Source organism: Polymorphospora sp. NPDC051019 (assembly GCF_040683055.1).
GTDB classification, from domain to species: domain Bacteria; phylum Actinomycetota; class Actinomycetes; order Mycobacteriales; family Micromonosporaceae; genus Polymorphospora; species Polymorphospora lycopeni.
This window is the reverse complement of the sequence record NZ_JBFBCH010000008.1, coordinates 149,933-172,876: the sequence shown is the minus strand read 5'-3', so window position 1 is coordinate 172,876 and position 22,944 is coordinate 149,933. Positions and strand designations below refer to the sequence as shown.

At 73.5% G+C, this 22,944-nt stretch carries 17 protein-coding genes; 10 read left to right on the top strand and 7 right to left on the bottom strand.

Annotated elements, in window-relative coordinates:
- Nucleotides 1-304: 304 nt before the first annotated feature.
- From AB0M79_RS17080 to AB0M79_RS17060, 5 genes are all read left to right on the top strand, one after another.
- Complete coding sequence (locus tag AB0M79_RS17080) at nt 305-1,405, top strand: PP2C family protein-serine/threonine phosphatase (RefSeq protein WP_364214025.1); 1,101 nt, start codon at nt 305-307, stop codon at nt 1,403-1,405.
- 48 nt (nt 1,406-1,453) lie between these two features.
- A complete protein-coding gene (locus AB0M79_RS17075; protein ID WP_364214022.1) occupies nt 1,454-1,690 on the top strand; it encodes a hypothetical protein in 237 nt (78 codons plus the stop codon).
- 214 nt (nt 1,691-1,904) lie between these two features.
- Nucleotides 1,905-2,606 carry an FKBP-type peptidyl-prolyl cis-trans isomerase gene (locus tag AB0M79_RS17070; protein ID WP_357538046.1) on the top strand — a complete coding sequence of 234 codons (702 nt, stop codon included), beginning with the start codon at nt 1,905-1,907 and terminating at the stop codon, nt 2,604-2,606.
- Nucleotides 2,607-2,627: 21 nt separating this feature from the next.
- Nucleotides 2,628-3,563 carry a M56 family metallopeptidase gene (locus tag AB0M79_RS17065; protein WP_364214018.1) on the top strand — a complete coding sequence of 312 codons (936 nt, stop codon included), beginning with the start codon at nt 2,628-2,630 and terminating at the stop codon, nt 3,561-3,563.
- A 56-nt stretch (nt 3,564-3,619) separates the two neighbouring features.
- Entirely contained in the window at nt 3,620-4,489 is an 870-nt protein-coding gene (locus AB0M79_RS17060) for a LysR family transcriptional regulator (RefSeq protein ID WP_364214272.1), read from the top strand.
- Nucleotides 4,490-4,565: 76 nt separating this feature from the next.
- Here the strand turns inward: AB0M79_RS17060 and AB0M79_RS17055 are convergent, their stop codons facing one another.
- Nucleotides 4,566-5,141: a snapalysin family zinc-dependent metalloprotease gene (locus tag AB0M79_RS17055; RefSeq protein ID WP_357538049.1), complete on the bottom strand. Its 576-nt coding sequence runs from the start codon at nt 5,139-5,141 to the stop codon at nt 4,566-4,568.
- 126 nt (nt 5,142-5,267) lie between these two features.
- Here AB0M79_RS17055 and pepN point away from each other — a divergent pair, with 126 nt between their 5' ends.
- Complete coding sequence (gene pepN / locus AB0M79_RS17050; protein ID WP_364214014.1) at nt 5,268-7,805, top strand: aminopeptidase N; 2,538 nt, start codon at nt 5,268-5,270, stop codon at nt 7,803-7,805.
- A gap of 7 nt (nt 7,806-7,812) precedes the next feature.
- On the opposite strand, the gene AB0M79_RS17045 is transcribed toward pepN, so the two are convergent.
- A complete protein-coding gene (locus AB0M79_RS17045) occupies nt 7,813-8,538 on the bottom strand; it encodes a hypothetical protein (protein ID WP_364214011.1) in 726 nt (241 codons plus the stop codon).
- A 217-nt stretch (nt 8,539-8,755) separates the two neighbouring features.
- On the opposite strand from AB0M79_RS17045, the gene AB0M79_RS17040 reads away from it, so the two are divergent.
- Nucleotides 8,756-9,076, top strand: a complete 321-nt coding sequence (locus AB0M79_RS17040; RefSeq protein ID WP_357538054.1) for a hypothetical protein — start codon at nt 8,756-8,758, stop codon at nt 9,074-9,076.
- Between the two features lie 162 nt (nt 9,077-9,238).
- On the opposite strand, the gene AB0M79_RS17035 is transcribed toward AB0M79_RS17040, so the two are convergent.
- The gene (locus tag AB0M79_RS17035) at nt 9,239-9,781 is read right to left on the bottom strand and encodes a type II toxin-antitoxin system PemK/MazF family toxin (protein WP_364214008.1); all 543 of its coding nucleotides are present in this window, start codon (nt 9,779-9,781) and stop codon (nt 9,239-9,241) included.
- 178 nt (nt 9,782-9,959) lie between these two features.
- Between AB0M79_RS17035 and AB0M79_RS17030 the strand changes: the two genes are divergently transcribed.
- Entirely contained in the window at nt 9,960-11,981 is a 2,022-nt protein-coding gene (locus AB0M79_RS17030) for a lantibiotic dehydratase C-terminal domain-containing protein (RefSeq protein ID WP_364214005.1), read from the top strand.
- A 320-nt stretch (nt 11,982-12,301) separates the two neighbouring features.
- On the opposite strand, the gene AB0M79_RS17025 is transcribed toward AB0M79_RS17030, so the two are convergent.
- Nucleotides 12,302-13,867 (bottom strand): aldehyde dehydrogenase family protein, encoded by a 1,566-nt coding sequence (locus tag AB0M79_RS17025; RefSeq protein WP_364214002.1) that lies wholly within the window; start codon nt 13,865-13,867, stop codon nt 12,302-12,304.
- 179 nt (nt 13,868-14,046) lie between these two features.
- Here AB0M79_RS17025 and metH point away from each other — a divergent pair, with 179 nt between their 5' ends.
- Nucleotides 14,047-17,664 carry a methionine synthase gene (metH, locus tag AB0M79_RS17020; protein WP_364213999.1) on the top strand — a complete coding sequence of 1,206 codons (3,618 nt, stop codon included), beginning with the start codon at nt 14,047-14,049 and terminating at the stop codon, nt 17,662-17,664.
- A gap of 317 nt (nt 17,665-17,981) precedes the next feature.
- Here metH and AB0M79_RS17015 read toward each other — a convergent pair whose 3' ends face one another.
- Both AB0M79_RS17015 and AB0M79_RS17010 read right to left on the bottom strand, forming a co-directional pair.
- Complete coding sequence (locus tag AB0M79_RS17015; protein WP_364213996.1) at nt 17,982-19,130, bottom strand: M20/M25/M40 family metallo-hydrolase; 1,149 nt, start codon at nt 19,128-19,130, stop codon at nt 17,982-17,984.
- Nucleotides 19,131-19,222: 92 nt separating this feature from the next.
- Complete coding sequence (locus tag AB0M79_RS17010) at nt 19,223-20,281, bottom strand: pyridoxal-phosphate dependent enzyme (RefSeq protein WP_364213993.1); 1,059 nt, start codon at nt 20,279-20,281, stop codon at nt 19,223-19,225.
- A gap of 83 nt (nt 20,282-20,364) precedes the next feature.
- On the opposite strand from AB0M79_RS17010, the gene AB0M79_RS17005 reads away from it, so the two are divergent.
- Nucleotides 20,365-21,273: a LysR substrate-binding domain-containing protein gene (locus AB0M79_RS17005; protein WP_364213990.1), complete on the top strand. Its 909-nt coding sequence runs from the start codon at nt 20,365-20,367 to the stop codon at nt 21,271-21,273.
- Here the strand turns inward: AB0M79_RS17005 and AB0M79_RS17000 are convergent.
- The gene (locus AB0M79_RS17000; RefSeq protein WP_364213987.1) at nt 21,267-22,916 is read right to left on the bottom strand and encodes a LamG-like jellyroll fold domain-containing protein; all 1,650 of its coding nucleotides are present in this window, start codon (nt 22,914-22,916) and stop codon (nt 21,267-21,269) included. The two genes, AB0M79_RS17005 and AB0M79_RS17000, sit on opposite strands and share 7 nt — an antisense overlap.
- Nucleotides 22,917-22,944 lie beyond the last annotated feature (28 nt).

Below are 22,944 nucleotides of genomic sequence, written 5' to 3'. Positions count from 1 at the left end.
TCCTCCCCTTTCATCGCGACCGGTGGTGGCCGCCGCATGGACGGTCCACTCCGGACAGTTCGCGCCGCCTCCCGGTCCGGCCGGGACGGCGTGACGCCACGGCAGGGCCGGGCCGATCGGCCGGGCCGCCGCGAGGCGAAGCCAACCTATAATGACAATCATTTTCAAATAAGTCGAGGGGGTATCCGGACCCGACCCGCCGGAACCGTCGGGGCAGTCGGCTCCCAGCAACGTCGGCTAGCCTCAGTGCGCGCGTGACGAAGCGGCCGGACCGGTAGCCCGGTCAAGGGTGAGGAGCCGACAGGTGCCCGGACGGCAGGCGAAAACCGGTCGGGGTGCCGGCGGCACCCTCGACCGGTGGCGTGGACTGCCCGCCGCGCTCGTCTTCGTCGCCCTCGTCTGGCTGCTCGACGTCGTCAGCCAGACGCACGCCGTGTTCATCGGCTTCCTGGCCCTGGCACCGCTGATCGCCGCCGCCGTCGAGGGCGGCCGGCGGACCGCCGTCGTGTCCGGGGTCGCCATGACGGTCGCGGTGCTCGCCGGGCTGCCCAGCGGCCTGTTCGGCAGCCTCGACCACCTGCTGCGGGTGGCCGTCGTCTTCTCCGTCGGGCTCGCCTCGATCTACGTCGCCCGCTCCCGCACCCAGCGCGAACACCGCCTGCGGCAGGTCAGCGAGATCGCCCAGGTGACCCAGCGGGCCGTCCTGCGGGTGCTGCCCGAGCAGGTGGGTGACCTGCGGGTGGCGGCCCGCTACCTGTCGGCGTACGAGACGGCCAAGGTCGGCGGCGACCTCTACGAGGTGGTGGTCACCCCGTACGGCGTACGGGCCATCATCGGTGACGCCTGCGGCAAGGGACTCCAGGCGGTGCTGACCGCGTCGACGGCGCTCGGCGCGTTCCGGCACGCCGCCTACGTGCACGAGGACCTCGCCGCCGTCGCCGTCGACCTGGACCTGGCCGTCGCCCGGGACCCGGCGGGCGGGGCGGCGCCGGTCGCCTTCGTCACCGCCGCCCTCGTCCAGTTCGGCGCGACCGAACTCGAGGTCGTCAACTGCGGTCACCCCGCCCCGGTGCTGCGCTCCGGCGGGGACGACCTGGTCACGATCGAGCCGCCCGACCGCTACCCGCCCCTCGGCCTGCGCCGGGGGGCGCCGCCGCCGACCCCGGTCCGGCACGCCTGGCGCCCCGGCGACCGGTTGCTGCTCTACACCGACGGACTGCTCGAGGCGCGCGACCGCGACGGCGGGTTCCTGGCCCTGTCCGAGATCTACGACTGTCTCGCCGAGTCGACCGGTGACGAGTGCGTCGACCGGATCGTCGCCCGCCTGCTGGCCCACACCCGGGGCCGGACCCGCGACGACGCGGCCCTGATGGTCCTCGACCGCACCCCGAACCCGGCCCGTTGATCAAGGAGTAGTCGCCCGATCTTGCCTGTCCGTCGTTAGCGTGAAGCCATGAACTACGACCAGGAACTGGTCATCGACGCCGACGCCCACCACCTCCTCGCGATGGTCGCCCGCCATCATGGACAGACGATGGAGAAGGCGCTCACGTCGATGATCGAAGCCGAGGCGGAACGGGTCGAACCCGGCCTGGTCGAGGACATGCGCCGTCCCGGCGCGGCGGTCAACCGGTTCTACGCGGCGATGAGCCGTCGGGTACCGGTCACCTTCCTCGACTCCGAGCGCTGATCCCGCCCACCGCACACCACACCTCACATACAACCCATATCCACCATTCCGCCCGTCGGACGGCGGTCGGGGACGGCGGCCCGGACGCGTGAGCAGGGCCGTCCCGGGGACGGGTGGGTGCCACTCGCAGGTGGGGGCGGTACCGTGTCTGGCAGTTTTTCGCCGGCACCCCACCCCCTCACCCCCGCCGGCCATGACCCGACGGGAGTCGACGTTGAGTGACCGGGTTCAGAACCGCCCCCGCTTCGAGCCGCCGGAAGGGCGCACGCTGACCAAGCCGGAGAAGCGTGCCCTCGCCAAGGAGGCGAAGGCCAAGGCCGTCGCCGCGCAGAAGCGCCGGCAGGCGATCCTCGGCGGCGTCGCCGGGCTGGCCGTCATGGCCGTCATCGTCGGCGCGTTCTTCCTGCTGAGGCCCGGTGACGACGACACCGGCACGGCGAGCCTCCCCAGCCCGGGCGCGAGCGCGCCCGGATCGCAGGCCGGCGACCCGCCGGCCGGTCCGCCGACCGAGGCGCCGTTCCCGCCGCTGCCCGAGGGCGCCGACCCGGCGCTGGGCACCAAGCCGACGGTGACCGCCGGCACCGGCGAGCTGACCGAACTGAAGGTCACCCCGATCATCGAGGGCACCGGCCCGGCCGCGGCCAACGGCCAGACGATCACCGTCAACTACGTCGGTGTCTTCTACGGCTCCGGCGAGGAGTTCGACGCCTCCTGGAACAGCTCGCGGCCGTTCTCCTTCCAGCTCGGCGCCGGCGGGGTCATCCCCGGCTGGGACCAGGGCCTGGTCGGTGTGAAGGTCGGCAGCCGGGTGCAGCTGGACCTGCCGACCGCGCTGGCGTACGGCGAGAACCCGCGCCAGGGCGCGCCGGAGGGCCCGCTGCGGTTCGTCGTCGACGTGCTCGGCGCGCAGCAGTAACCGCGGAACGCCGGATCCGCCGTGTTCGACCACTGGGTGATGGCCGTCGTCGTCGGCCCCTTCGCGGGAATGGTGGTGGTCCGGCTGCTCGCCGAGCGGCTGCGCCCCGGTGACGCGGCGGTGGTCTTCGCCTGGTCGGCGGTGATGCTGGCGGCGTCCAGCACGGTGAGCCTGTTCGTCTTCGCGCTGAAGGCCGCGGCCGAGCTTCCGGCGGTCGCGGCCCGCGGCAACTGGTCCCACGAGCGGGTGCTGCTCGACACCGCGCACGTGCCGTGGGCGTCGTGGCTGTCGCTGGCGCTGCTCGTCGCCGCGTTGCTGAATCTGGGGCGTACCCGCTGGTCGCAGCGGCGCGCGGTCCGGGCGGCGCGGCGGCACGCCGCGGCGCTGCCCGGCGACGGGCCGGGCGGGGTGGTGCTGCTGCCCGACGGTGCGGCGGACGCCTTCACGCTGCCCGGCCCCGACGGCCGGATCGTGGTGACGACCGGGATGCGCGAGGCGTTGACCGACGAGCAGTACGCGGCCCTGGTCGCCCACGAGCGGGCCCACCTCACCGGCCGGCACCACCAGCTGGTGATGCTGGCCTGGCTGGCAGCGGCCACCCACCCGCTGCTGCGGCCGATGGCCCGGCACGTCGAATACCTGGTCGAGCGGTGGGCCGACGAGCGGGCGGCGGAGCAGACCGGCGACCGGCGGACGGTCGCGCAGGCGGTCGGGGTGGCGGCGCTGGCCGCCGGCCGGCGCGGCGGGCTGGCGCACGCGGGGGCCCTGCACGTCAGCGTGACGACCCGACCCGGGGCGGTGCCGCGCCGGATGGCGGCGCTGCTGCGGCCCGCGGGGCCGGTACGGCACAGCTACCTGCTGTACGTACCGGCGATGGTCGCGGTCGCCTCGACGGTGTGGGCCGGCGAGGGCGTCTACGACCTGCACGAGTTGCTCGGGCTGGCGCGCGTGCGCTGACCGGCGGCGAGCGCTCTGCTAACTTCTACAAACCTGTAGAAGAAAGCGGGGTGGCGATGGAGCTGAACCGGCTGGAGCACTTCATCGCCGTCGCCGAGCAGCGCAGGTTCACCGCCGCCGCCCGGCGACTCCACCTCGCGTCGGTGCACGCCCTCGAACGGGAGCTGGGGACACCGCTGTTCGAGCGCGCCGGCACCCAGCTCTCCGACGCGGGACGGGCGCTGCTGCCGGAGGCCCACCGCGTCATCGCCGCCGCCCGCGCCGCCCGGCAGGCCGTCAGCGACGCCCGGGCCGGCCAGCGGCAGCCGGTCAACGTCGGCATCCCGCACGGCCTGCTGCCGCCCGGCCTCTTCACGACCCTGACCGCCTTCGGTGTCCAGCACCCCGGCGTCGACCTGCGGTTCGTCGGCGCGGGCGGGCGCGGCTGCGCCGACCAGGCCGACGGCCTGCGCGCCGGCCGGCTCGACGTGGCGTTCCTGGTCCGCGCCGCGGCCGGCACCGGCCTGCGGATGCACGTCGTGGCGACCGAGCCGGTGCTGCTGGCCACCGCCGCGGACCACCGGCTGGGCGGGCGCGACACGGTCGAGCTGACGGACCTGCGCGACGAGGGCTTCGTCGACTTCCCCGCCGGTTGGGGCGTACGTGCCGTGGTCGACGAGGTGTTCGCCACGGCCGGCGTCGGGCGTCGCCCGGTGGCCGAGATCGGCGACGCCGCCACCGCGCTGGACCTGGTCCGGCACCGGCTCGGCGTGACACTGGTGCCGAGGTCGTGGGCGGCCCGGGCGACGGATCTGCGGTATGCCGAACTGGGGCCGCCGCGGCCGGTGGTCGAGGTCGTGGTCGCGACCCCGGACAGCGCCGTGCCGACCGCCTCGACGGTGGCGCTGGTCGCCGCGGTGCTACGGGCCGCCGACGAGACGACCTGACCCCGCCCACGGCACCGGTGCGGGGAACGGGCGGGTGGCGGACCGGGGCGGGGATCCGGTCCGCCACCCGGAGCCGTCAGTTGCCGTGCCAGGTCCAGGTCACACCGTTCCCACCGCTCCCGGAGCCGGCGAGCGCCGGGGTGAGCGAGCCGGCGAAGAGTTGCTGGACGCGGTTCGCCTCGGCGGTGCTCGGCTGGGCGTTGGTGCACGACACGGGTGCGCTGCTGCCGGACATCAGGTCGGAGCAGAGGCCGGTGCGCCGGTCGGGCAGGCCCAGGATGTGTCCCCACTCGTGGGTGGCGATCCGGGTCCGGTCGTAGCCCTGGTTGACCGCCTGCCATCCCATCCAGATCCGGCCCGCGCCGAGCGAGGTGGTCTGGGCGCGGGGCCAGCCGGTGTCGACGTAGATGACCACGCTGGCCGGGGTGCCGGCCTGGAGGCGGATGTTGCTGACCCGGCTGTTCCAGATCTGCGCGGCCTGGGCGAAGTTGGTGGCGAAGACGCCGGCGCGGCTGGCGTCGTAGTAGATGGTGCGTACGGCGGCCGACATGTCGGCCGAGGCGGGCGCGGCGGTGACGGCCTGGATGCCGGCCACCGGCAGGAGCGCGGTCAGGACCGCGAGGGCGGCCTGCAGGAAACGTCGTCTGAACATGACGGACTCCTCGTGTGGGGGGTGGATCCGGCGCGCGCCATCGATCGACGCTAGACAATATAGATGCTGGTCGGTGGGGTCGGCCGCATAGCATCTGCCCCATACCGGGCCGCGTAGGCTCCGGACATGCCGAGCCTGACCCGCCACGAGGCGGCCGTCCGCGCCGACCGGCTTCGCGTCGAGGCGTACCGGGTCGAACTGGACCTCGCGGCCGGACGCGACGCCGACCACTTCACCTCGACCACGACGGTGCGCTTCGCCTGCACCCGGCCCGGCGCGACCACGTTCGTCGAACTGCGGCCGGTGTCCGTGTCGCGGGTCGTCCTCAACGGCCGCACCCTCGACCCGGGCACCCTGATCGGCAACCGGCTGCCGCTGGACGACCTGCGCGCCGACAACGAACTGGTCGTGCGGGCCACGATGGCGTTCTCGTCGACCGGGGAGGGCGTACACCGGTTCACCGACCCCGACGACGGCGAGGTCTACGTCCACTGCCACGCCCCGCTCGACAGCGCGCAGCGCGTCTTCGCCTGCTTCGACCAGCCCGACCTGAAGGCGCCACTGACGCTGACGCTGACCACCCCGGCGGACTGGACCGCCCGGGCCAACGCCGCCGTCGACTCCACCGTGGACACCGCTGACGGCACCCGCCGATGGGAGTTCGGGGCCACCCCGCCGGTCTCCACCTACCACTTCACGTTCGTCGCCGGCCCCTGGCACGTACGGCGGGCCGAACACGACGGCATCCCGCTCGGGCTGTTCTGCCGCCGGTCGCTCGCCGCCGACCTCGACCGCGACGCCGACGAACTCTTCGCCGTCACCGGCGCCTTCCTCGACCGCTACCACGAACTGTTCGCGTCGCGGTATCCGTTCGCCAAGTACGACCAGGCGTTCGTGCCCGAGCTGAACTCCGGCGCGGTCGAGAACCCCGGCTGCGTCACCTTCACCGAGGACCTGCTCTTCCGGTCGGCGGTCACCGACGCCGACCGCGAACTGCGTACCGTGATCGTCGCCCATGAGATGGCGCACATGTGGTTCGGCGACCTGGTCACCATGCGCTGGTGGGACGGCATCTGGCTGAGCGAGTCGTTCGCCGAGTACATGGGCTGGCGGGTCACCGCCGAGGTCACCGCCCACCGCGACGCCTGGACCAGCTTCACCATCCGGCGCAAGAGCTGGGGGTACGTCACCGACCAGGGGCCGTCGACCCACCCGGTCGCCCCCGAGGGCGTCCCCGACACCGCGCACGCCCTGCTCAACTTCGACGGCATCTCGTACGCCAAGGGCGCCGCCGCGCTCCGCCAGCTCATCGCGCACCTCGGCGACGACACGTTCCTCGCCGGTGTCCGCGCCTACTTCACCGCGCACGCCTTCGCCAACGCGACCCTCGACGACCTGCTGGCCGCCCTCGGCGCCGCCGCCGGCCGGGACCTGACCGGGTGGGCCCGGCTGTGGCTGCGCCGCGCCCAGGTCAACACGCTACGGCCCGAGGTGGCCCTGGACGCCGACGGCCGCTACCGGTCGGTGACCGTGGTGCAGACCGCGCCGCCGGAGCATCCGACACTGCGCCCGCACCGCCTCGCCGTCGGCGTCTACGGCACCGGCGACGCCCCGGGCACCCTGCTGCGCCGGTACACCGTCGACCTCGACCCGACCGCCGACGGTGGCCGGACCCCGGTGCCGGGGCTCGCCGGCACCGAACCCGGACGGCTGCTGCTGCTCAACGACGGCGACCTGACGTACACGAAGGTCCGCCTCGACCCGGCGGACCTGGACCGGCTGGACACCCTGCTCGGCGCGCTCGACGACCCGCTGGCCCGCGCCGTGGTCTGGACCGCGGCGATCGACGCCGCCCGCGACGCCGAACTGTCCCCGGCGCGGTTCGTGGCGCTCGCCGCCGCGGGACTGCCCACCGAGACCGTGACCTCGGTCTTCGAGGAGGTGCTGCGCTTCGCCCGCGACTTCGCCGCCGCCCGCTACCTGCCGGAGCCGGCACAGCCCGCCGCCCTGGCCACCCTCGCCGCCACCTGCCTGGAGACCCTCGACCACGCCGCACCCGGCAGCGGCCGGCAGCTCGCCGCCGCCCGCTGGCTGGCCGCGTGCGCCGGCCCGACCGACACCGGCCGGCTCGCCGGCTGGCTGGCCGGCGACGGCGTACCCGAGGGCCTGGCCGTCGACGCCGACCTGCGCTGGACACTGCTGTACCGGCTGGTCGCCCTCGGCGCCGCCGGCGAGACGGAGATCGCCGACGAGGTCCGGCGCGACCCGCAGGGCATCGAGCCCGCCGCCCGCTGCCGGGCCGCCGTCGCCACCGAACAGGCCAAGGAGCGGGCCTGGGCGGCGATCCGCGACGACGACACCCGGTCGGCCCACCTCGCCCTCGCCGCCGCCCAGGGCTTCTGGCACCCCGGCCAGGCCGGGCTGACCGCCCCGTACGTCGACCGTTACTTCGCCGACCTGCCCACGCTCGCCGGCCGGCGTACCCCGACCGCGACGGCCCGGATCGCCGCCACCGCCTATCCCAGGTACGCGGTGTCGGCGCGGACCGAGGAGGCGGCCGGGACCCTGCTCGGCCGGGCCGACGTCGACCCGGTCCTGCACCGCGTCGTCCTCGACGCGACCGACGAACTGCGCCGCGCCCGCGCCGCCCGGACCGTGACCTGATCCCCGCCTACCGTCTGCGTCTGGCCCCGCTCGGCCGCCGCTTCACCCCGGTCCGGCGGCCACCGTTGCCGCCGCTGGCGTTGGTAGCGCTGCCGCCGGTGGGCCTGCCGGCCGTGGCGGCCGGGTGCCCGCGGCGGCGACGTTCGCCGAGGACCGCCGCGACGACGATCGCCCCGGCGAATCCGGCGAAGGCGACGAGGGCCGCGACCTCGAAGACCCACGTCGTCTCCAGGTCGACGGCCAGGCGTGGCGCGAACACACCCAACGGATCGGTGATCACCTCCAGCGACGAGCCGGGCGGATACTCACCGGTCTCCTGCAGCTTGCCCGGCAGCGTGGTCCCGTCCGGCCCGGTCAGCGTGTAGCTGTAGAGACACCTGCCGGTGCGGGCGTTGTAGTGGCAGGTGGCGTCGCCGACCGTGGCGGTGACCGGATTCCCGACGGCCCGCATGTGCCACTCGGCGGGAACCGCGAACGCGGACCCCGCCAGCACGATCGCGAAGACGAACGCCACCCAGCTCGGGCCGGTACGTCCCTCGCTCAACCAGTAGAGCGAGAACGGCAACGCGATGAACACGACGATCGGTACGGCCGCGACCAGCCACCAGACCGGGCTCGCCAGGGCCGACCCGACGCCGAGGACCAGCCAGGCGAGCACGGTGACGGCGAGCAGCCCCGCCACCCAGATTCCGGCCCGCCCGGGCTTGAGCAGCGTCTTCTCGGACTCGTTCATGGTCGACATCCTCGTACGTCCGGGCCGGTCGGCGACCGTCCGGCACGACCGGATGGCCCGATCCTGGGACCTACCGCCGGCCCCGCCCCGCCGCCGGTCCGGTTTTGGTCCCGGCCGATCCGGTCAGATCCGGTCCGGTCCGGTCCGGTCCCGGGAACGTGCCAGAGCGGTGCCCCGGTTGATCCACCGGCATTACTTCGATGACAAGCTTCCGGTCATGCGAACGAAGCAGATCCTGACCGCCGCGATCGCGGCGCCGCTGCTCCTCCTCGGCCTCGCCGCGTGCAGCGCCAGCACCACCACGAAGAAGTGCAGCGGCAACACCTGCGAGGTCACGGTCAAGACGAAGAGCTCGGCCAAGACCAAGATCTTCAAGTACGACCTTCGGGTCAGCGAACTGAAGGACGACTCGGTGAAGGTGTCGTACCGGGGCGACTCGAAGACCCTCAAGGAGGGCGAGACCGCCACCGTCGGCCGGGTGACCGTCCTGGTCAAGGACGCCGACCCGGGCGAGGCCGAACTGACCGTCAGCCGCTGACCGACCGCGCCCCCGGCGCCGGCGACCCACCGCCGGCGCCCGGCCGTTTCCCCACCGCTCTACCTTGCCCGGCGCCGCTGTCTTCCCGGTGCGCCGCTGTTTCCCGGCGCCCGGCCGGCTCCCGGTACCCGGCCCTTCCCGGCGCGGGCCCGGGCGGCCGCCTCAGTTCCAGCCGTAGTCGCGGCGCAGCTCGGCGGCGACCAGGTCGAACCGCCGCCGGTCGAGGATCGCGCCCTCGCGCCGGATGCCGTCCTCGTCCACCTCGATCACCCGGTCCAGGCGTACCCAGCTCGGCCGCGACTCGCGGTCCCAGGCCCCCGGGCCGAGCCCGAACCAGTGCCGCTGCCCGTCCCGGTCGTCCTGGCTGGAAAGCATCAGCCCGAGCAGCGTGGCCCCCTTGCGGCCGACGACCAGCACCGGACGGTCCTTGCCCTGCCGGGGATCGTCCTCGTAGGGCACCCACGTCCACACGATTTCGCCCGGATCCGCCTGCCCGTCGAGCTGCGGCGCGTAGACGAGAAGCCGGCCGTCACGGACCTCCCCCGTCGGACGGTTGCGCGGCGGCGCGGGACGGGCGGCGGGGATCGTACGGCCGTTCGGCGTACGGCCGGGTGTCGGCGCCTCCCGCCGGGCGGGCGCGGGCGCCTCCCGCCGGCCGGTGAGCTTGCCGAGCTTGGCCGTGACGCCTTTCCACAGGCTGGTCATGGCGCAACCCTAGACGAACCCGATCACCGGCGGCCGCAGGCCGGGCCGTCCCCTCAGGACGATCACCCCCCGCCCGCGTCGGTAGGGTTGGGGACGCCGGCCAGGCGGGTGGAGCCGGGTGCCGTCGTACGGCGGCCAACTCCGCGCGGGCCGCACCGTTGCCGGAGGAGCCGCCGCTGTGACCAGCACCTGGAACTCGTTCCACGTCCACCTGCACGGCGGGCCGGAACAGATGGACACGGTGCTGCGCGAACACATCGGGCCGTACGCCACCCGGCTGCTGCGGGACGGCTTCGTCGAATCGTGGCACTTCGACCGGTCCTGGCAGGGCGGCCCGCACCTGCGCTGGCGGCTGGCCGGCGCCGACCCCGACACCCTCCGGCAGGTCCGTACCGACCTGGCCGCGAAGGTCGCCAGGCTGCCGCCGCCACCGCGCGAGCTGGTGCCGGAACACTGGTACGCCCGGTTCGGGTGGCCGGACGGCGCCGACCGTCTCGGCTGGCATCCGCACGGGACGGTCGTCGAGTCGCCGTACGCGACGGGGTCCGGGCCCGACGGCGGGCCGGGGGTGACGGGGGCGGGGGTGACGGGGGCGGGACCCGACGAGGAGCCGGTGGGAGCTGTGTGGCCCGGCGGAGCCGCCGGGGCTGGGGTGGCTGGTTCAGGGCTCGCCGCGACCGGAATGGCTGATGGTGAAGCGGCCGAGGTCGGGATGGGCGAGGTCGGGATGGGCGGCGTCGGAGCGGCCGGGGCCGGGATGGCCACGGTCGGGGCGGCCGCGCGACTGGCCGCCGAGTCGAGCCGGGCCGCGCTCGCCGTGCTCAGGCTGCCGGCCCGCCGGCGGCTGGCCACCTGCCTGGATCTGCTGTTCGCGACGGTCGCCGCCGCCCGGCTCGGCGACACCGACGCGGCCGCCCTGCTGCGCGGTTACGCCAACGGCCGGGTGCTCGGCCCGGAAGCCGTCGGCACCGAACTGTCGACGGCACTCGACGCCGCCGAAGCCGACCTCCAGGACGATCCAGACCGGGTACGGCAGCGCCGGCTGGTCGTCGCCGCGTCGGTCGAGTCCCGCGAGACACCCCGTACGGCGGTCGCGCTCTGGGCGGACGCGGTCGCCGCGCACCTCGGCACGCTGCGCTACCGGACGGTCGGGCCACCGGCCACCGTGCGGTCGGTGCTCGCCACCCAGATCCACCTGCTGCACAACCGGATCGGGCTCGACACGGCCGCCGAATGCCAGGTCGCATGGCTCGCCTCGTTCGCCTATCTGGCGGGGACCGGACCAGCCGGCTTCCACGACGGCGGACCGGACCGGGTCTACCACGAACGGGCGAAGTACGTCCGCTCCCGCTGGTCGGCGCAGTCCCCCAGGCACGGCCCCCACCCGCCGGCCAACGCCGTCGCGGCGGGTGGAGACGTCCCGCCGTCCGCCGGGGACGTCGTACGGCCGCCGTCCGCCGGGGACGTCGTACGACCGCCGTCCGCCGGGGACGTCGTACGACCGCCGTCCGCCGGGGACGTCGTGCGACTGCCGGCGGTCGCGGCCGGGGTGCTCGGGGACGTGTCGCTCGCCGACGCGCTGCTGGCCCGGCGCAGCCACCGCCGGTTCGCGGCGGCACCGCTGGCCGCCGACGACCTGTCCCGGTTGCTGCGTTACGCGGCCGGCGACACCACGCCGGACGGTGGCGCCCGGCCCCGGCTGGCCCATCCGACGGCGGGTGGCCGGCCGGCCGCCTCGCTGTCGGTATGGCCACGTCGGGTCGACGGGATCGTGCCCGCGCTGTACGCGTACCGGGCGGCCGGACACACGCTGCACCGGCTCGCGCCCGGCCCCACCGACGGGCGGCTGCGGCGGATCGCCCCGCAGCTCGCCGCCCGGCCACGGCTGACCGCGCCGCCCGACGTCGGAGCCGATGTCGGAACCGAGGTCGGCGTCGACGTCGACGCGGTGCCGCTGTGGCTGTTCGTGACCTCTGATCTCGGCGGGCTACGGGCCAGGTTCGGGCAGCGTGCCTACCGGTACGCCGCGATGGAGGCCGGCCACCTAGCGCAGAACCTGCTGCTGGCCACGACCGCGATGGGGCTGTCGGCGCTGCCGCTGGGCGGCTTCTTCGACGACGACCTCAACCAGCTACTGCTCCTCGACGGCGTACACGTCACCGCCTTCTACGCCCTCCCGGTCGGCCACCCAGCCCTCTGAAGATCCCCGTGATCAGGGAGTAGGTCGGGCGTGTCGTCGGCGCGCCACGCTCGGTACTCCCTGATCACGGGGATCTTGAAGGACGGCACCGTCGCATGCCCCGGCCAGCACGCAGCCACCGGCCAGCGCACAGGCACCAGCCGGCGGGCGAGCGCCGGTAGGCGCCGAAGCCGGGCGGAGTGCGGCCCCGGTGATCCGCGTGATCAGGGACGTACTCCCCCGACACGCCGCCGACCCGCCCGATTTAGTCCCTGATCACGCGGATCTTGGAGGGCGGGTCGGGGCAGGGACGTGGGGCTTGAGGGCGGGGGCGGGGTGGGTCAGGGGAGGCGGTAGGTCAGGTCCGGGGTCAGGTCGGCCACGTCCATCTGGGCCTTCTGCAACGTGCCGGAGTGGTCCCAGTTGACCGACTGCCAGCGGGTGAACTGGTCGAGGACCCAGATGCCGGACTGGCGGCTGCCGTTTCCGGAGAGGCCGTTGCCGCCGAACGGCAGGTGCGCCTCGGCGCCGGAGGTGGTGTTGTTGACACTGACCATGCCGGCACCGATCCCGCGGCGGAACGCGAACGCCTCCCCCGCGTCGGCGGTGTAGATCGCCGCCGACAGGCCGTAGCCGGGCAGGTTGCCCAGCCGGATCGCCTCGTCCAGGTCCCGGTAGGTCGTCACGCCGACGACCGGGCCGAACGTCTCGTGGCGGAACAGGTCGTCGTCGGGACGTACGCCGTCGACGATCGTCGGGTGGTAGAAGAGGCCGGCCGCCGGGTCGCCGACGAAACTGGGCCGGGGCCGGTCGGCGGTGATCCGACCGGTGTGCGGCGAGCCGGAGACGGTGTGGTGCGGCCGGATCCAGCCGAGGTAGTCCTCGAAGCGGCGGGCGAACCGCTCGTTGATCAGCGGGCCGAACACCACGGGCGCGGTCGGGTCGCCGACCGGTGCCGCCGCGACCGCCTCGGTGAAGCGGGCCAGGAACTCGGCGTGCCGCGACTCGTGCACGATAACCGTGCCCAGCGAGGTGCAGCGCTGGCCGGCGGTGCCGAAGCCGGAGAAGAGCGCGCCGCGTACGGCGAGGTCGAGGTCGGCGGACGGGGTGACCACCATCGGGTTCTTGCCGCCCAGTTCGAGGCACGGCGTCTGGAGGTGCCGGCCGCACAACTCGCCGATCCGGGCGCCGACCGCGCTGGAGCCGGTGAAGCCGACCTTGTCGACGAGTCGTTCGTCGAGGGCTCGGGACAGCCCGTCGAAGGTCGTCTCGCCGTCGGCGAAGACGATGTTGAGTACGCCGTCCGGCAGCCCGGCCCGCACGAACAGCTCGTAGAGGGCGAGCGAGGTGGCGGCGGCGTATTCGGCCGGCTTCCACACCACGGTGTTGCCGGCGAGCAGGGCCGGCACGACGTACCAGGCCGGGACGGCGGCCGGGAAGTTTCCGGCGGTGATGACATTGACCACACCGACCGGGTTACGGAAGGTGAAGAGCTGCTTGTCGGGCATCTCGGACGGGACGGTCTGCCCGTAGAGGCGCCGGCCCTCGCCGAGGAAGAAGTCGCAGGTGTCGACGATCTCGCGGACCTCGCCCAGCGCCTCGGCGTACGGCTTGCCGATCTCGCGGGTGAGCAGGGCGGCGAGTGCCTCGGCGTTGGCCTCGACGAGCCGGCCGATGTGCCCCACGGCCCGACCGCGCACGGGGGCCGGAACGTCGGCCCAGGCGGCCTGGGCGTCCCGGGCGGCCCGGCAGGCGGCGAGGTAGGTGTCGGCGGTGCCGAGGATCACGTCCGCCACGACCTGACCGGTGTCGGCCGGGTCCACCGACCGGTACCGCCCGCCGGGGCCGGCCGGTTCACCCTGGCCGGCGGGTTTTCCGGCGATGCGGGAGGTGACGGTGACCGGCATGGGGAACTCCGTTCTTCGGGGGCGGGCGGTGCGGGCCGGCGGTGGGACGGGTGCCCCTGGCCGACCAGTGGGAAAGGTAGCCTTGGTTGGAAGTTCGTGGGGGATCATGTTTCTTTGGCCTTTCGGCACGCGGGAGCAGTTCGCCCACGGCCGGCGCAATTCAGCCTATGGACGGGAGCATGGTGGCGGGACGCGCGGAAACCCTCAGAAGCCTTCTTGAGCAGCGAATTCTCGTTCTCGACGGGGCATGGGGGACGATGCTGCAGGGCGCCGCCCTGACCCCGGCGGACTACCGCGGTGACCGATTCGCCGATCACGGCCACGACCTGACCGGCGATCCCGACCTGCTGAACATCACCCGGCCGGACGTGATCCTCGACATCCACCGCCAATACCTGGCGGCCGGTGCCGACATCACCACCACCAACACGTTCACCGCGACCAGCATCGGCCAGGCCGACTACGGCATGGAAGCGGCCGTACGCGAGATGAACCTCGCCGGTGCGCGGCTGGCCCGGCAGGCCGCCGACGAGGCCGGCGGGAAGTTCGTCGCCGGCTCGGTCGGGCCGCTCAACGTCACCCTGTCGCTGTCGCCCAAGGTCGACGACCCGGCGTTCCGCGCGGTGACGTACGACCAGGTGAAGGCGGCGTACGCGGAGCAGATCGCGGCGCTGGCCGAGGGCGGCGTCGACGTACTGCTGATCGAGACGATCTTCGACACGCTCAACTGCAAGGCGGCGATCACGGCGGCCCGCGAGGTGGCCCCGGACCTGCCGCTGTGGATCTCGGTCACCATCGTCGACCTGAGCGGGCGCACCCTGTCCGGGCAGACCGTCGAGGCGTTCTGGGCGGCGGTCGCGCACGCCGAGCCGCTCTTCGTCGGGCTCAACTGCTCGCTCGGCGCGAGCGAGATGCGCCCGCACATGGAGGCGATGGCGAACATCGCCGGCACCTACACCGCCTGCTACCCCAACGCGGGGCTGCCGAACGCGTTCGGCGGCTACGACGAGCAGCCGCACGACACGGCCCGGCTGCTGGGCGAGTTCGCCGAGGCCGGTTTCGTCAACGTGGTCGGCGGCTGCTGCGGCACCACGCCGGCGCACATCGCGCGGATCGCCGAGAAGGTCGCCACGCTGGCGCCCCGCCCGGCGGTCGCCCGGCCGCCCGCGTCGCGGTTCAGCGGGCTCGAACCGTTCGAGATCACCGCCGACACCGGGTTCGTGATGATCGGCGAGCGGACCAACGTCACCGGCTCGGCCCGGTTCCGCCGGCTGATCGAGGCCGACGACCACCAGGCCGCGGTCGACGTCGCGCTGGAGCAGGTACGCGGCGGCGCGAACCTGCTCGACGTGAACATGGACGCCGACCTGCTCGACGGCGAGCTGGCCATGACGACGTTCCTCAACCTGATCGCGACCGAGCCCGAGGTGGCCCGGATCCCGGTCATGATCGACAGCTCGCGGTGGAGCGTGCTGGAGGCCGGCCTCAAGTGCGTGCAGGGCAAGGCCGTGGTCAACTCGATCAGCCTCAAGGAGGGCGAGGAGCAGTTCCTCGAGCAGGCCCGGCGGATCCGTGACTACGGCGCCGGCGCGGTCGTGATGGCCTTCGACGAGCAGGGCCAGGCCGACACGGTCGAGCGCAAGGTGGCGATCTGTGCCCGGGCGTACGACCTGCTGACGCAGAAGGCGGGCTTCGCGCCCGAGGACATCATCTTCGACCCCAACGTGCTCGCGGTCGCCACCGGCATCGAGGAGCACAACGGCTACGCCAAGGCGTTCATCGAGGCGCTGCCGCTGATCAAGGAACGCTGCCCGGGGGCGCGGACCAGCGGCGGCATCTCCAACCTGTCGTTCTCGTTCCGGGGCAACGACGTCGTACGCGAGGCGATGCACTCCGCGTTCCTGCTGCACGCGATCCGGGCCGGGCTGGACATGGGCATCGTCAACGCCGGCCAGCTCGTCGTCTACGAGGACATCCCGGCCGACCTGCTCGAACTCGTCGAAGACGTGATCTTCGACCGGCGGCCGGACGCCACCGACCGGCTCGTCTCGTTCGCCGAGACCGTCAAGGGTGCCGGCACGAAGCGGGCCGTCGACCTCTCCTGGCGCGAGGCGCCGGTCGAGAAGCGGCTGGCCCACGCGCTGGTGCACGGCATCGTCGACTTCATCGAGGAGGACACCGAGCAGGCCCGGCTGGAGGCGGCCCGGCCGCTCGACGTCATCGAGGGCCCGCTGATGGACGGCATGAAGGTCGTCGGCGACCTGTTCGGGGCCGGCAAGATGTTCCTCCCCCAGGTGGTCAAGAGCGCGCGGGTGATGAAGCGCTCGGTGGCCTACCTGGAGCCGTTCATGGAGGAGGAGAAGCAGGCCGCGATCCGGGAGAACCGGGTCGGCGGCGGGCGGGCCCAGGGCAGGGTCGTGATGGCCACCGTCAAGGGCGACGTGCACGACATCGGCAAGAACATCGTCGGTGTGGTGCTCGGCTGCAACAACTACGAGGTGATCGACCTCGGTGTGATGGTGCCCGCCGCGAAGATCCTCGACACCGCGGTGGCCGAGCGCGCCGACGCGATCGGCCTGTCCGGGCTGATCACCCCGTCGCTCGACGAGATGGTCAGCGTCGCCAAGGAGATGGACCGGCGGGGCATCCGGTTGCCGCTGCTGATCGGCGGGGCGACCACGTCGAAGCAGCACACCGCCGTACGGATCGCCCCGGCGTACACCGGTTCGACGGTGCACGTGCTCGACGCGTCCCGGGTCGTCGGTGTCGTCTCCGACCTGCTCGACCCGGTCCGGTCCGACAAGCTCGACACGGCCAACCGCGAGGAGCAGGAGCGGCTGCGCGAGCAGCACGCGGCCAAGGAGAAGCGGCCGCTGCTGCCGCTGGCCGAGGCCCGCGCCAACCGGGTACGCCTCGACTTCGCCGACCTGCCGACCCCGCCGTTCACCGGCACCCGTACGGTCGAGCCGGCGCTGGCCGAGGTGCGCGCGCTGATCGACTGGCAGTTCTTCTTCACCGCCTGGGAGCTGAAGGGCAAGTTCCCGGCGATCCTCGACGAGCCGGCCGCCCGCGAACTCTACGACGACGCGATCGCCATGCTCGACGAGATCATGGCCGGCGACCTGCTGCAGGTCCGTGGCGTCTACGGCTTCTGGCCGGCACACGCCGAGGGCGACGACATCGTGCTCGCCGACGGCACCCGGTTCCCGCAGCTGCGCCAGCAGGCGCTGTGGGAGGGCGGCCGTCCCAACCGCAGCCTCGCCGACTTCGTCGCGCCCGCGGACGGCGGTGACCACGTCGGCGCCTTCGCCGTCTCGGTGCACGGCGCCGACGAGCTGGCCGCCGGCTACGAGGCCGAGCACGACGACTACCGGGCGATCATGGTCAAGGCGATCGCCGACCGGCTCGCCGAGGCCGCCGCCGAATACGTGCACCTCGCCGCCCGGCGCGGCTGGTACGAGCCGGACGCGAACCCGTCGCTCGCGGACCTGCACGCCGAGCGGTTCCGGGGCATCCGGCCCGCGTTCGGCTACCCGGCCTGCCCCGACCACACCGAGAAGGACAAGCTCTTCAAGATCCTCGACGCGACGAGCATCGGCATGGGCCTGACCGAGTCCTACGCGATGACGCCGGCCGCCAGTGTCAGCGGCCTGCTGTTCGCGCACCCGGAGTCGCGGTACTTCGCGATCGGGCGGATCGACCGGGACCAGGTCGAGGACTACGCCGCCCGCAAGGGCGTCGGCGTCGCCGAGATGGAACGCTGGCTACGCCCCAACCTCTCCTACGACCCGTCCTGACGATCACCCCGGCATGATCGTCTGCTGTTCAGACAGTCGACCCGCCGACACCTGAGCAGCAGACGATCATCTCGGCAAACGAGCACGCGCTCGCCACCATGGAGCGGGCCGCCCGCGGCCCGAGGGCACCTGTGATCATCAGCTGCCCAGCAGCTCGACACGCCGTGCAACAACGGCGGAACAGCTAACGATCACCACGCACCGCCATCTCCCGAAGAGCGCGGGGGTGGCGGCCGGTTGACGCACCGTAGAAGCACTGACCGGTTGTCGAGCGGCTGTCGGCGGTGCCGAAGTCGTGTCTGGCGTCAGCGGCCCCGTCACACGACTTCGCCGCAGAACGACCGGGTGACGGCGATCAGGCTGTCGGCGCAGGCGGACGTGTCGGCGAGGCTGACCCACTCGACCTCGGCGTGCGCGCCGTCCCCGCCCGGTCCGAACAGGACGGTCGGGATGCCGGCGGCGGCCAGGAACCCGGAGTCGGCCCAGTAGCTCATCCCGGTCACCTCGGGCGTCCGCCCGGTCACCCGCGCGACGGCCGCCCCCAGTGCGGTGACGATCGGGGCCGACGGGTCGGTCTCGAACGGGTCGCGGGCCAGTGTCGTACGGCTGGTGACGACCAGGTCCGGGTCGACGGCCCGGCACCGGTCGAGCAGTTCGGCAAGGTCGCGTTCGACGGCGGCGACGGTTTCGCCGGGCAGCGTACGGCGCTCGACGGTGATCAGGCAGCGGTCCGGGATCGTCGACTCCTCCCGCCCGCCCTCGATCAGCGAGCCGTGCAGGTTGCCGCTGCCGAGCAGCGGGTGGACGGTCCGCCGCAGGCGGGTGTCGAGTTCGGCGAGGGCGACGAGCACCGGCCCGGCCTTGAGGATCGCGTCGACGCCGAGGTGCGGGCGGGAGCCGTGCGCGGCCCGCCCGGTCACCTCGATCTCGCTCCAGACGAAGCCGCGGTGGCCGACCGCGACCGCCATCTCGGTCGGTTCGGTGACGATCGCCGCGTCGACGTCCAGCCCGCCAACGGCGAGCACGTCCTGCACGCCCCGGCTGGCGTGTTCCTCGTCGGCGACGGCCGCGACGACGACCTCACCCGCCAGCCCGTCCCGGGCCGCCTGCCGGGCGGCGATCAGTGCCGCGGCCAGCCCGGCCTTCATGTCGTACGCGCCCCGCGCGTAGAGCCGGTCGCCGTCGACCCGGGGCGTCAGCGGGTCGGTCATCGTGCCGTGCCCGACGGTGTCGAGGTGTCCGCAGAGCAGCAGCCCGCGCCCGCCTCCCCCACCGCCGCCGCGCACGATCACGCTGGGCCGCGCCGGGTCCGGGGCGACGATCCGCGCGGACAGGCCGTTGTCGCGGGCCCACCGTTCGACGTACCCGGCGATGGTCCGCTCCCCGGCGGCCCCTGGCACCAGCGAGGGGTTCGCCGAGTCGATCGCGACGAGTTCGCGCAGCAGTTTGACGACGTCGGCGGTCACGCCGGCCGCCGAGCGACAACGTCGGCGGTCACGCCGGCCGCCGAGCGACAACGTCGGCGGTCACGCCGGCCACCGAGCGACAACGTCGGCGGTCACGCCGGCCGCCCGGCGGCGCCGTCGGTGCTGAGCAGGACGACCGTGGACGCCCGGTTGAGGCCGAGGCCGGTGTGGTGCCGCATCGCGCGCAGCCCGGCGAGCGGCGCCGCGCCGCTCGGCCCGGCCGGCACGCCGAGCGCGGCCAGGTCGGCCCGCGCCCGCACGGCATCGTCGTCACTCACGGTGGTCGCGGCGTCCAGCCCGTCCCGAAGGTACGGCCACGCGAGGCTGGACGGCACACCGCAGTTGAGCCCGGCGAGCACGGTCGTCCCCGTGGGCACCTCGGTCAGCGTGCCGGCCCGCAGGCTGGCGGTGACGCAGCCGGCGACGGCCGGTTCGACGCCGAGCAGGGCCGCCGGCCGGCCCCGCCCGTCGCGGTGGTGCACGACGGCGGCCTGGGCCAGCGAGCCGACCCCGACGGGTACGCCGACGAGCGCCGCGGGTGCCGCGCCGGCCGCCGCCAACTGCTCGTCGACCTCGTGGAACAGGGTCGAGTAGCCTTCGACGATCCAGGCCGGGACCTGCTCGTAGCCGGGCCACGCGGTGTCCTGGATCAGCAGCCGGGACGGATCGCCGGCCGCGTACGCCGCCGCCCGGCGTACGGTCTCGTCGTAGCCGTCGGGGACCGTCGTCACGGTGGCACCCTCGGACCGGATGGCCGTCGCCGACGCGGCGCCGATGGTCCGCGGTACGAAGATGTGGGCCGGCCGGCGGAGCATCCGGGCCACCCGGGCGACCGCCCGTCCGTGGTTACCCTCGGTGGCGGCGACGAGCGTGACCGGCCGGCCGTCCGCGCGGTCCGCCAACGCCTGCCGGATCGCCCACGAGGCGCCGAGGATCTTGAACGCGGGCAGCCCGAACCGGTCGGACTCGTCCTTGACGAAGAGCCGACCGACGCCGACCTCGGCGGCCAGGGCCGGCAGTTCGACCAGCGGCGTCGGCCGGTAGCCGTCGAGGGCCCGGTGGAACCGGGGTACGTCGGCCGGCGCCGGACGGCACCGCCAGGCCCGCGCCCCGGGTCGCAGATACGAGTCGGTGGCAGCAGCGGTCAGCATGGTTCCAGCCTCCGCGCCGAGCCGTACGTCAGTCCAGCGGATGTTTCCGAACGAAACCCGTCAGTTCCGCTTACGGTTTACTGATGCTGGACGTACACCGGCTGCGGCTGCTGCGCGAACTCGCGATGCGCGGCACGATCGCCGCCGTCGCCGAGGCCCTCTCCTACAGCCCGTCGGCCGTGTCGCAACAACTCTCGGTCCTCGAACGCGAGGTCGGCACCCCGCTGCTCGAACGCGTCGGCCGGGGTGTCCGTCTCACCGCCCCCGCCCAGGTGCTCGTCGGTCACGCCGACGCGATCCTGGCCCGCCTCGAACGTGCCGAGGCCGACGTCGCCGCCAGCCTGACCGAGGTCACCGGGACGCTGCGGGTCGCCGCCTTTCAGAGTGCGGCACTCACCCTGGTCCCCCGCGCGCTGACCCGGCTGCGCGACCGGCATCCGGCGCTGCGGATCGAGGTCACCGGCATGGAACCCGAGATCGCGCTGCCGGCCCTGCTGGCCCGCGACCTCGACCTCGTGGTCGCCGAGGACTACCCGGACCGGCCGGCGCCCCGGCCGCCGGAGTTGCAGCAGGAGGACCTGTGCCGCGACGAGATGCTGCTCGTCCTGCCGGCCGGCACCCGGATCACCCGGCTCGCCGACCTGGCGCGGCACCCGTGGGTGATGGAGTCAGTTGGTACGGTCGCCCGGAGCTGGTCGACGGCGCTGTGCCGGGCCGCCGGGTTCGAGCCCGACGTGGCGCACACCAGCACCGACCTGCTCGTGCAGGCCGCCCTGGTGCGCGCCGGTCAGGCGGCGGCGTTCCTCCCGGCGCTGGTGCCGGCCGAGTTCACCCCGGACGTCGTACGGCTGCCGATCCCCGACGCCCGCCAGCACCGCCGGATCTTCACCGCCGTACGCGCCGGGAGTGACGGTCACCCGGCGGTGACCGCCACCCGCGCGGCGCTGCGCAACTCGGCGTCGTCCTCCTGTGGACTACCTATGGGTCAGTAAGCGGCGTGAAGGAGGACATCGATCTCATTCCAAGCCAGTTGCGCGGCCTGCACCTGGTCGAGGTCACCGACCCACCGCTCGCTGCCGGACCAGGCGCGGCCGACGGCGAAGCCGCCGGTGGCCGACCATCCGCCGGTGTAGTGCGCCTGCGCCAGGGTGCCGCCGAAGTCCGGTGGCCCGTTTACGAAGAGCTTGATCAGCCCGTGGTACGGCTCGTAGACGCCGACCAGGCTGACCCACTCACCGGCGTTGACGAAGTCGGTCGTGCAGGCCGCCGCCCGCTCCGCCGTCGAAGAGTCGGCCATGGCGAGGGTGAAGCACCAGGCCGGGTCGGGCTGGCCGTCCCCGTCGACATCTACGTCGTCGCGGTAGCCGAGCCGGAACATCGACGCCTGCTCGCCGTCCTGGGAGACCGCCGTCCGCGACTGTCCGAGGTCGGTTAGCCGGGCCCAGGCGGCAACGGTGAACCCGGCCGGGGCGGCGGTGTCGAGCACCGGCGCCGACGTGGAGAGGTCGTCGGTGCCGGCCAGGGTGACCGCGCTGGCTCCGACCCGTCCCGGAGCGGCCCACGAGACGCCGGGGCCGGTGAAGGTCAGCGGGTGGCCGGCGGGATCGGACTCTGCGACGGTCCCCGCCCCGGCGTCCATGTTCCAGCTCCACGCACCGATGCTCGGGTTGACCAGGAAGCGGTAGACCGTCGTATCGGAGCCCACCCACGCCGAGTTGTAGGACTGCACGGACAGGACGTTGGGGCCGTCCCGGATCGGGGTGATCGACACCTCGCTCGTGGTCCCGACGTACTCCCGGACGGACAGGTCGTCCCAGTACACGGTCTTGCCGGAGCCGACGTCGAACCCGTTGTAGAGCCGGAAGAAGGCGTCGGTGGCGGTGGGCGGAACGTCCATGATGACCGAGAGCCGTTGCCAGGTGTCGGTCCTCGACGCCCGCCACGAATGCACCGCGGTGTACGTCGGGCCAGCCTTGTAGAAGGCGACGAGGCGCAGGCCCCGCTCCCGGCCGATCGTCCCGGTGGGCGCCAGGCCGGTCGCCGCCGGCACGTAGATCCACGCCGAGATCTCGTACCGCTTCCCGGGCTGCATGCCGGACCGCAGCCCGCCGCGGTCGCCGTCGACGGTGGCGAACGTGTCGCCGATCGCGCCGCTGGCACCGCCGCCCGCCGCGATCGGGGTGACCGCCAGCGAGTCGTCGGAGTCGTGGCCGAGCGTGGTGACCCGGGTCCGGGTCGCGTTCACCGCCCCGTAGCCGGTCACGTCGGTCGAGACCTGGCGCTGGTCGGCGGGCAACTGCTCGGCCCGCGGCTCGCCGGCGGTCGCCCACACCGCGTTGCCGCCGTTGAGCTGGTAGACGTAGCGCACCACGTCGGGCGAGCCGTTGGCGCCGAACGTGAAGGTGCCCGGCTGGCCGACCCCGCCGTTCCAGGTGCCGGCCGACATCGGGACGTACGGGTCCCCCGACACCGTCGGCGGCGGCGGGCCGGCGGTCGTCGCGGAGATCGGGGCCGAGGACGCGGGAGCCGGGCCGACCGCCACCAGGGCGACGGCGACGACGGAGGCGGTGACCAGGCGCGGCAGCCGGCCGGCGAACCGCGCGGGGTGAGGGCGGTATCGAGATCTTGAGAGCACGTCCAAACATTAGAGATCGACACTCACC

Bases quoted from the DNA above. Each gene is read 5' to 3' on its own strand.
- AB0M79_RS17060 (WP_364214272.1), top strand. From the start codon at position 3,620: ATGGAGCTGAACCGGCTGGAGCACTTCATCGCCGTCGCCGAGCAGCGC.
- AB0M79_RS17055 (WP_357538049.1), bottom strand. From the start codon at position 5,141: ATGTTCAGACGACGTTTCCTGCAGGCCGCCCTCGCGGTCCTGACCGCG.
- AB0M79_RS17040 (WP_357538054.1), top strand. From the start codon at position 8,756: ATGCGAACGAAGCAGATCCTGACCGCCGCGATCGCGGCGCCGCTGCTC.
- AB0M79_RS17005 (WP_364213990.1), top strand. From the start codon at position 20,365: ATGCTGGACGTACACCGGCTGCGGCTGCTGCGCGAACTCGCGATGCGC.
- pepN (WP_364214014.1), top strand. From the start codon at position 5,268: ATGCCGAGCCTGACCCGCCACGAGGCGGCCGTCCGCGCCGACCGGCTT.
- AB0M79_RS17045 (WP_364214011.1), bottom strand. From the start codon at position 8,538: ATGAACGAGTCCGAGAAGACGCTGCTCAAGCCCGGGCGGGCCGGAATC.
- AB0M79_RS17025 (WP_364214002.1), bottom strand. From the start codon at position 13,867: ATGCCGGTCACCGTCACCTCCCGCATCGCCGGAAAACCCGCCGGCCAG.
- metH (WP_364213999.1), top strand. From the start codon at position 14,047: ATGGTGGCGGGACGCGCGGAAACCCTCAGAAGCCTTCTTGAGCAGCGA.
- AB0M79_RS17010 (WP_364213993.1), bottom strand. From the start codon at position 20,281: ATGCTGACCGCTGCTGCCACCGACTCGTATCTGCGACCCGGGGCGCGG.
- AB0M79_RS17035 (WP_364214008.1), bottom strand. From the start codon at position 9,781: ATGACCAGCCTGTGGAAAGGCGTCACGGCCAAGCTCGGCAAGCTCACC.
- AB0M79_RS17075 (WP_364214022.1), top strand. From the start codon at position 1,454: ATGAACTACGACCAGGAACTGGTCATCGACGCCGACGCCCACCACCTC.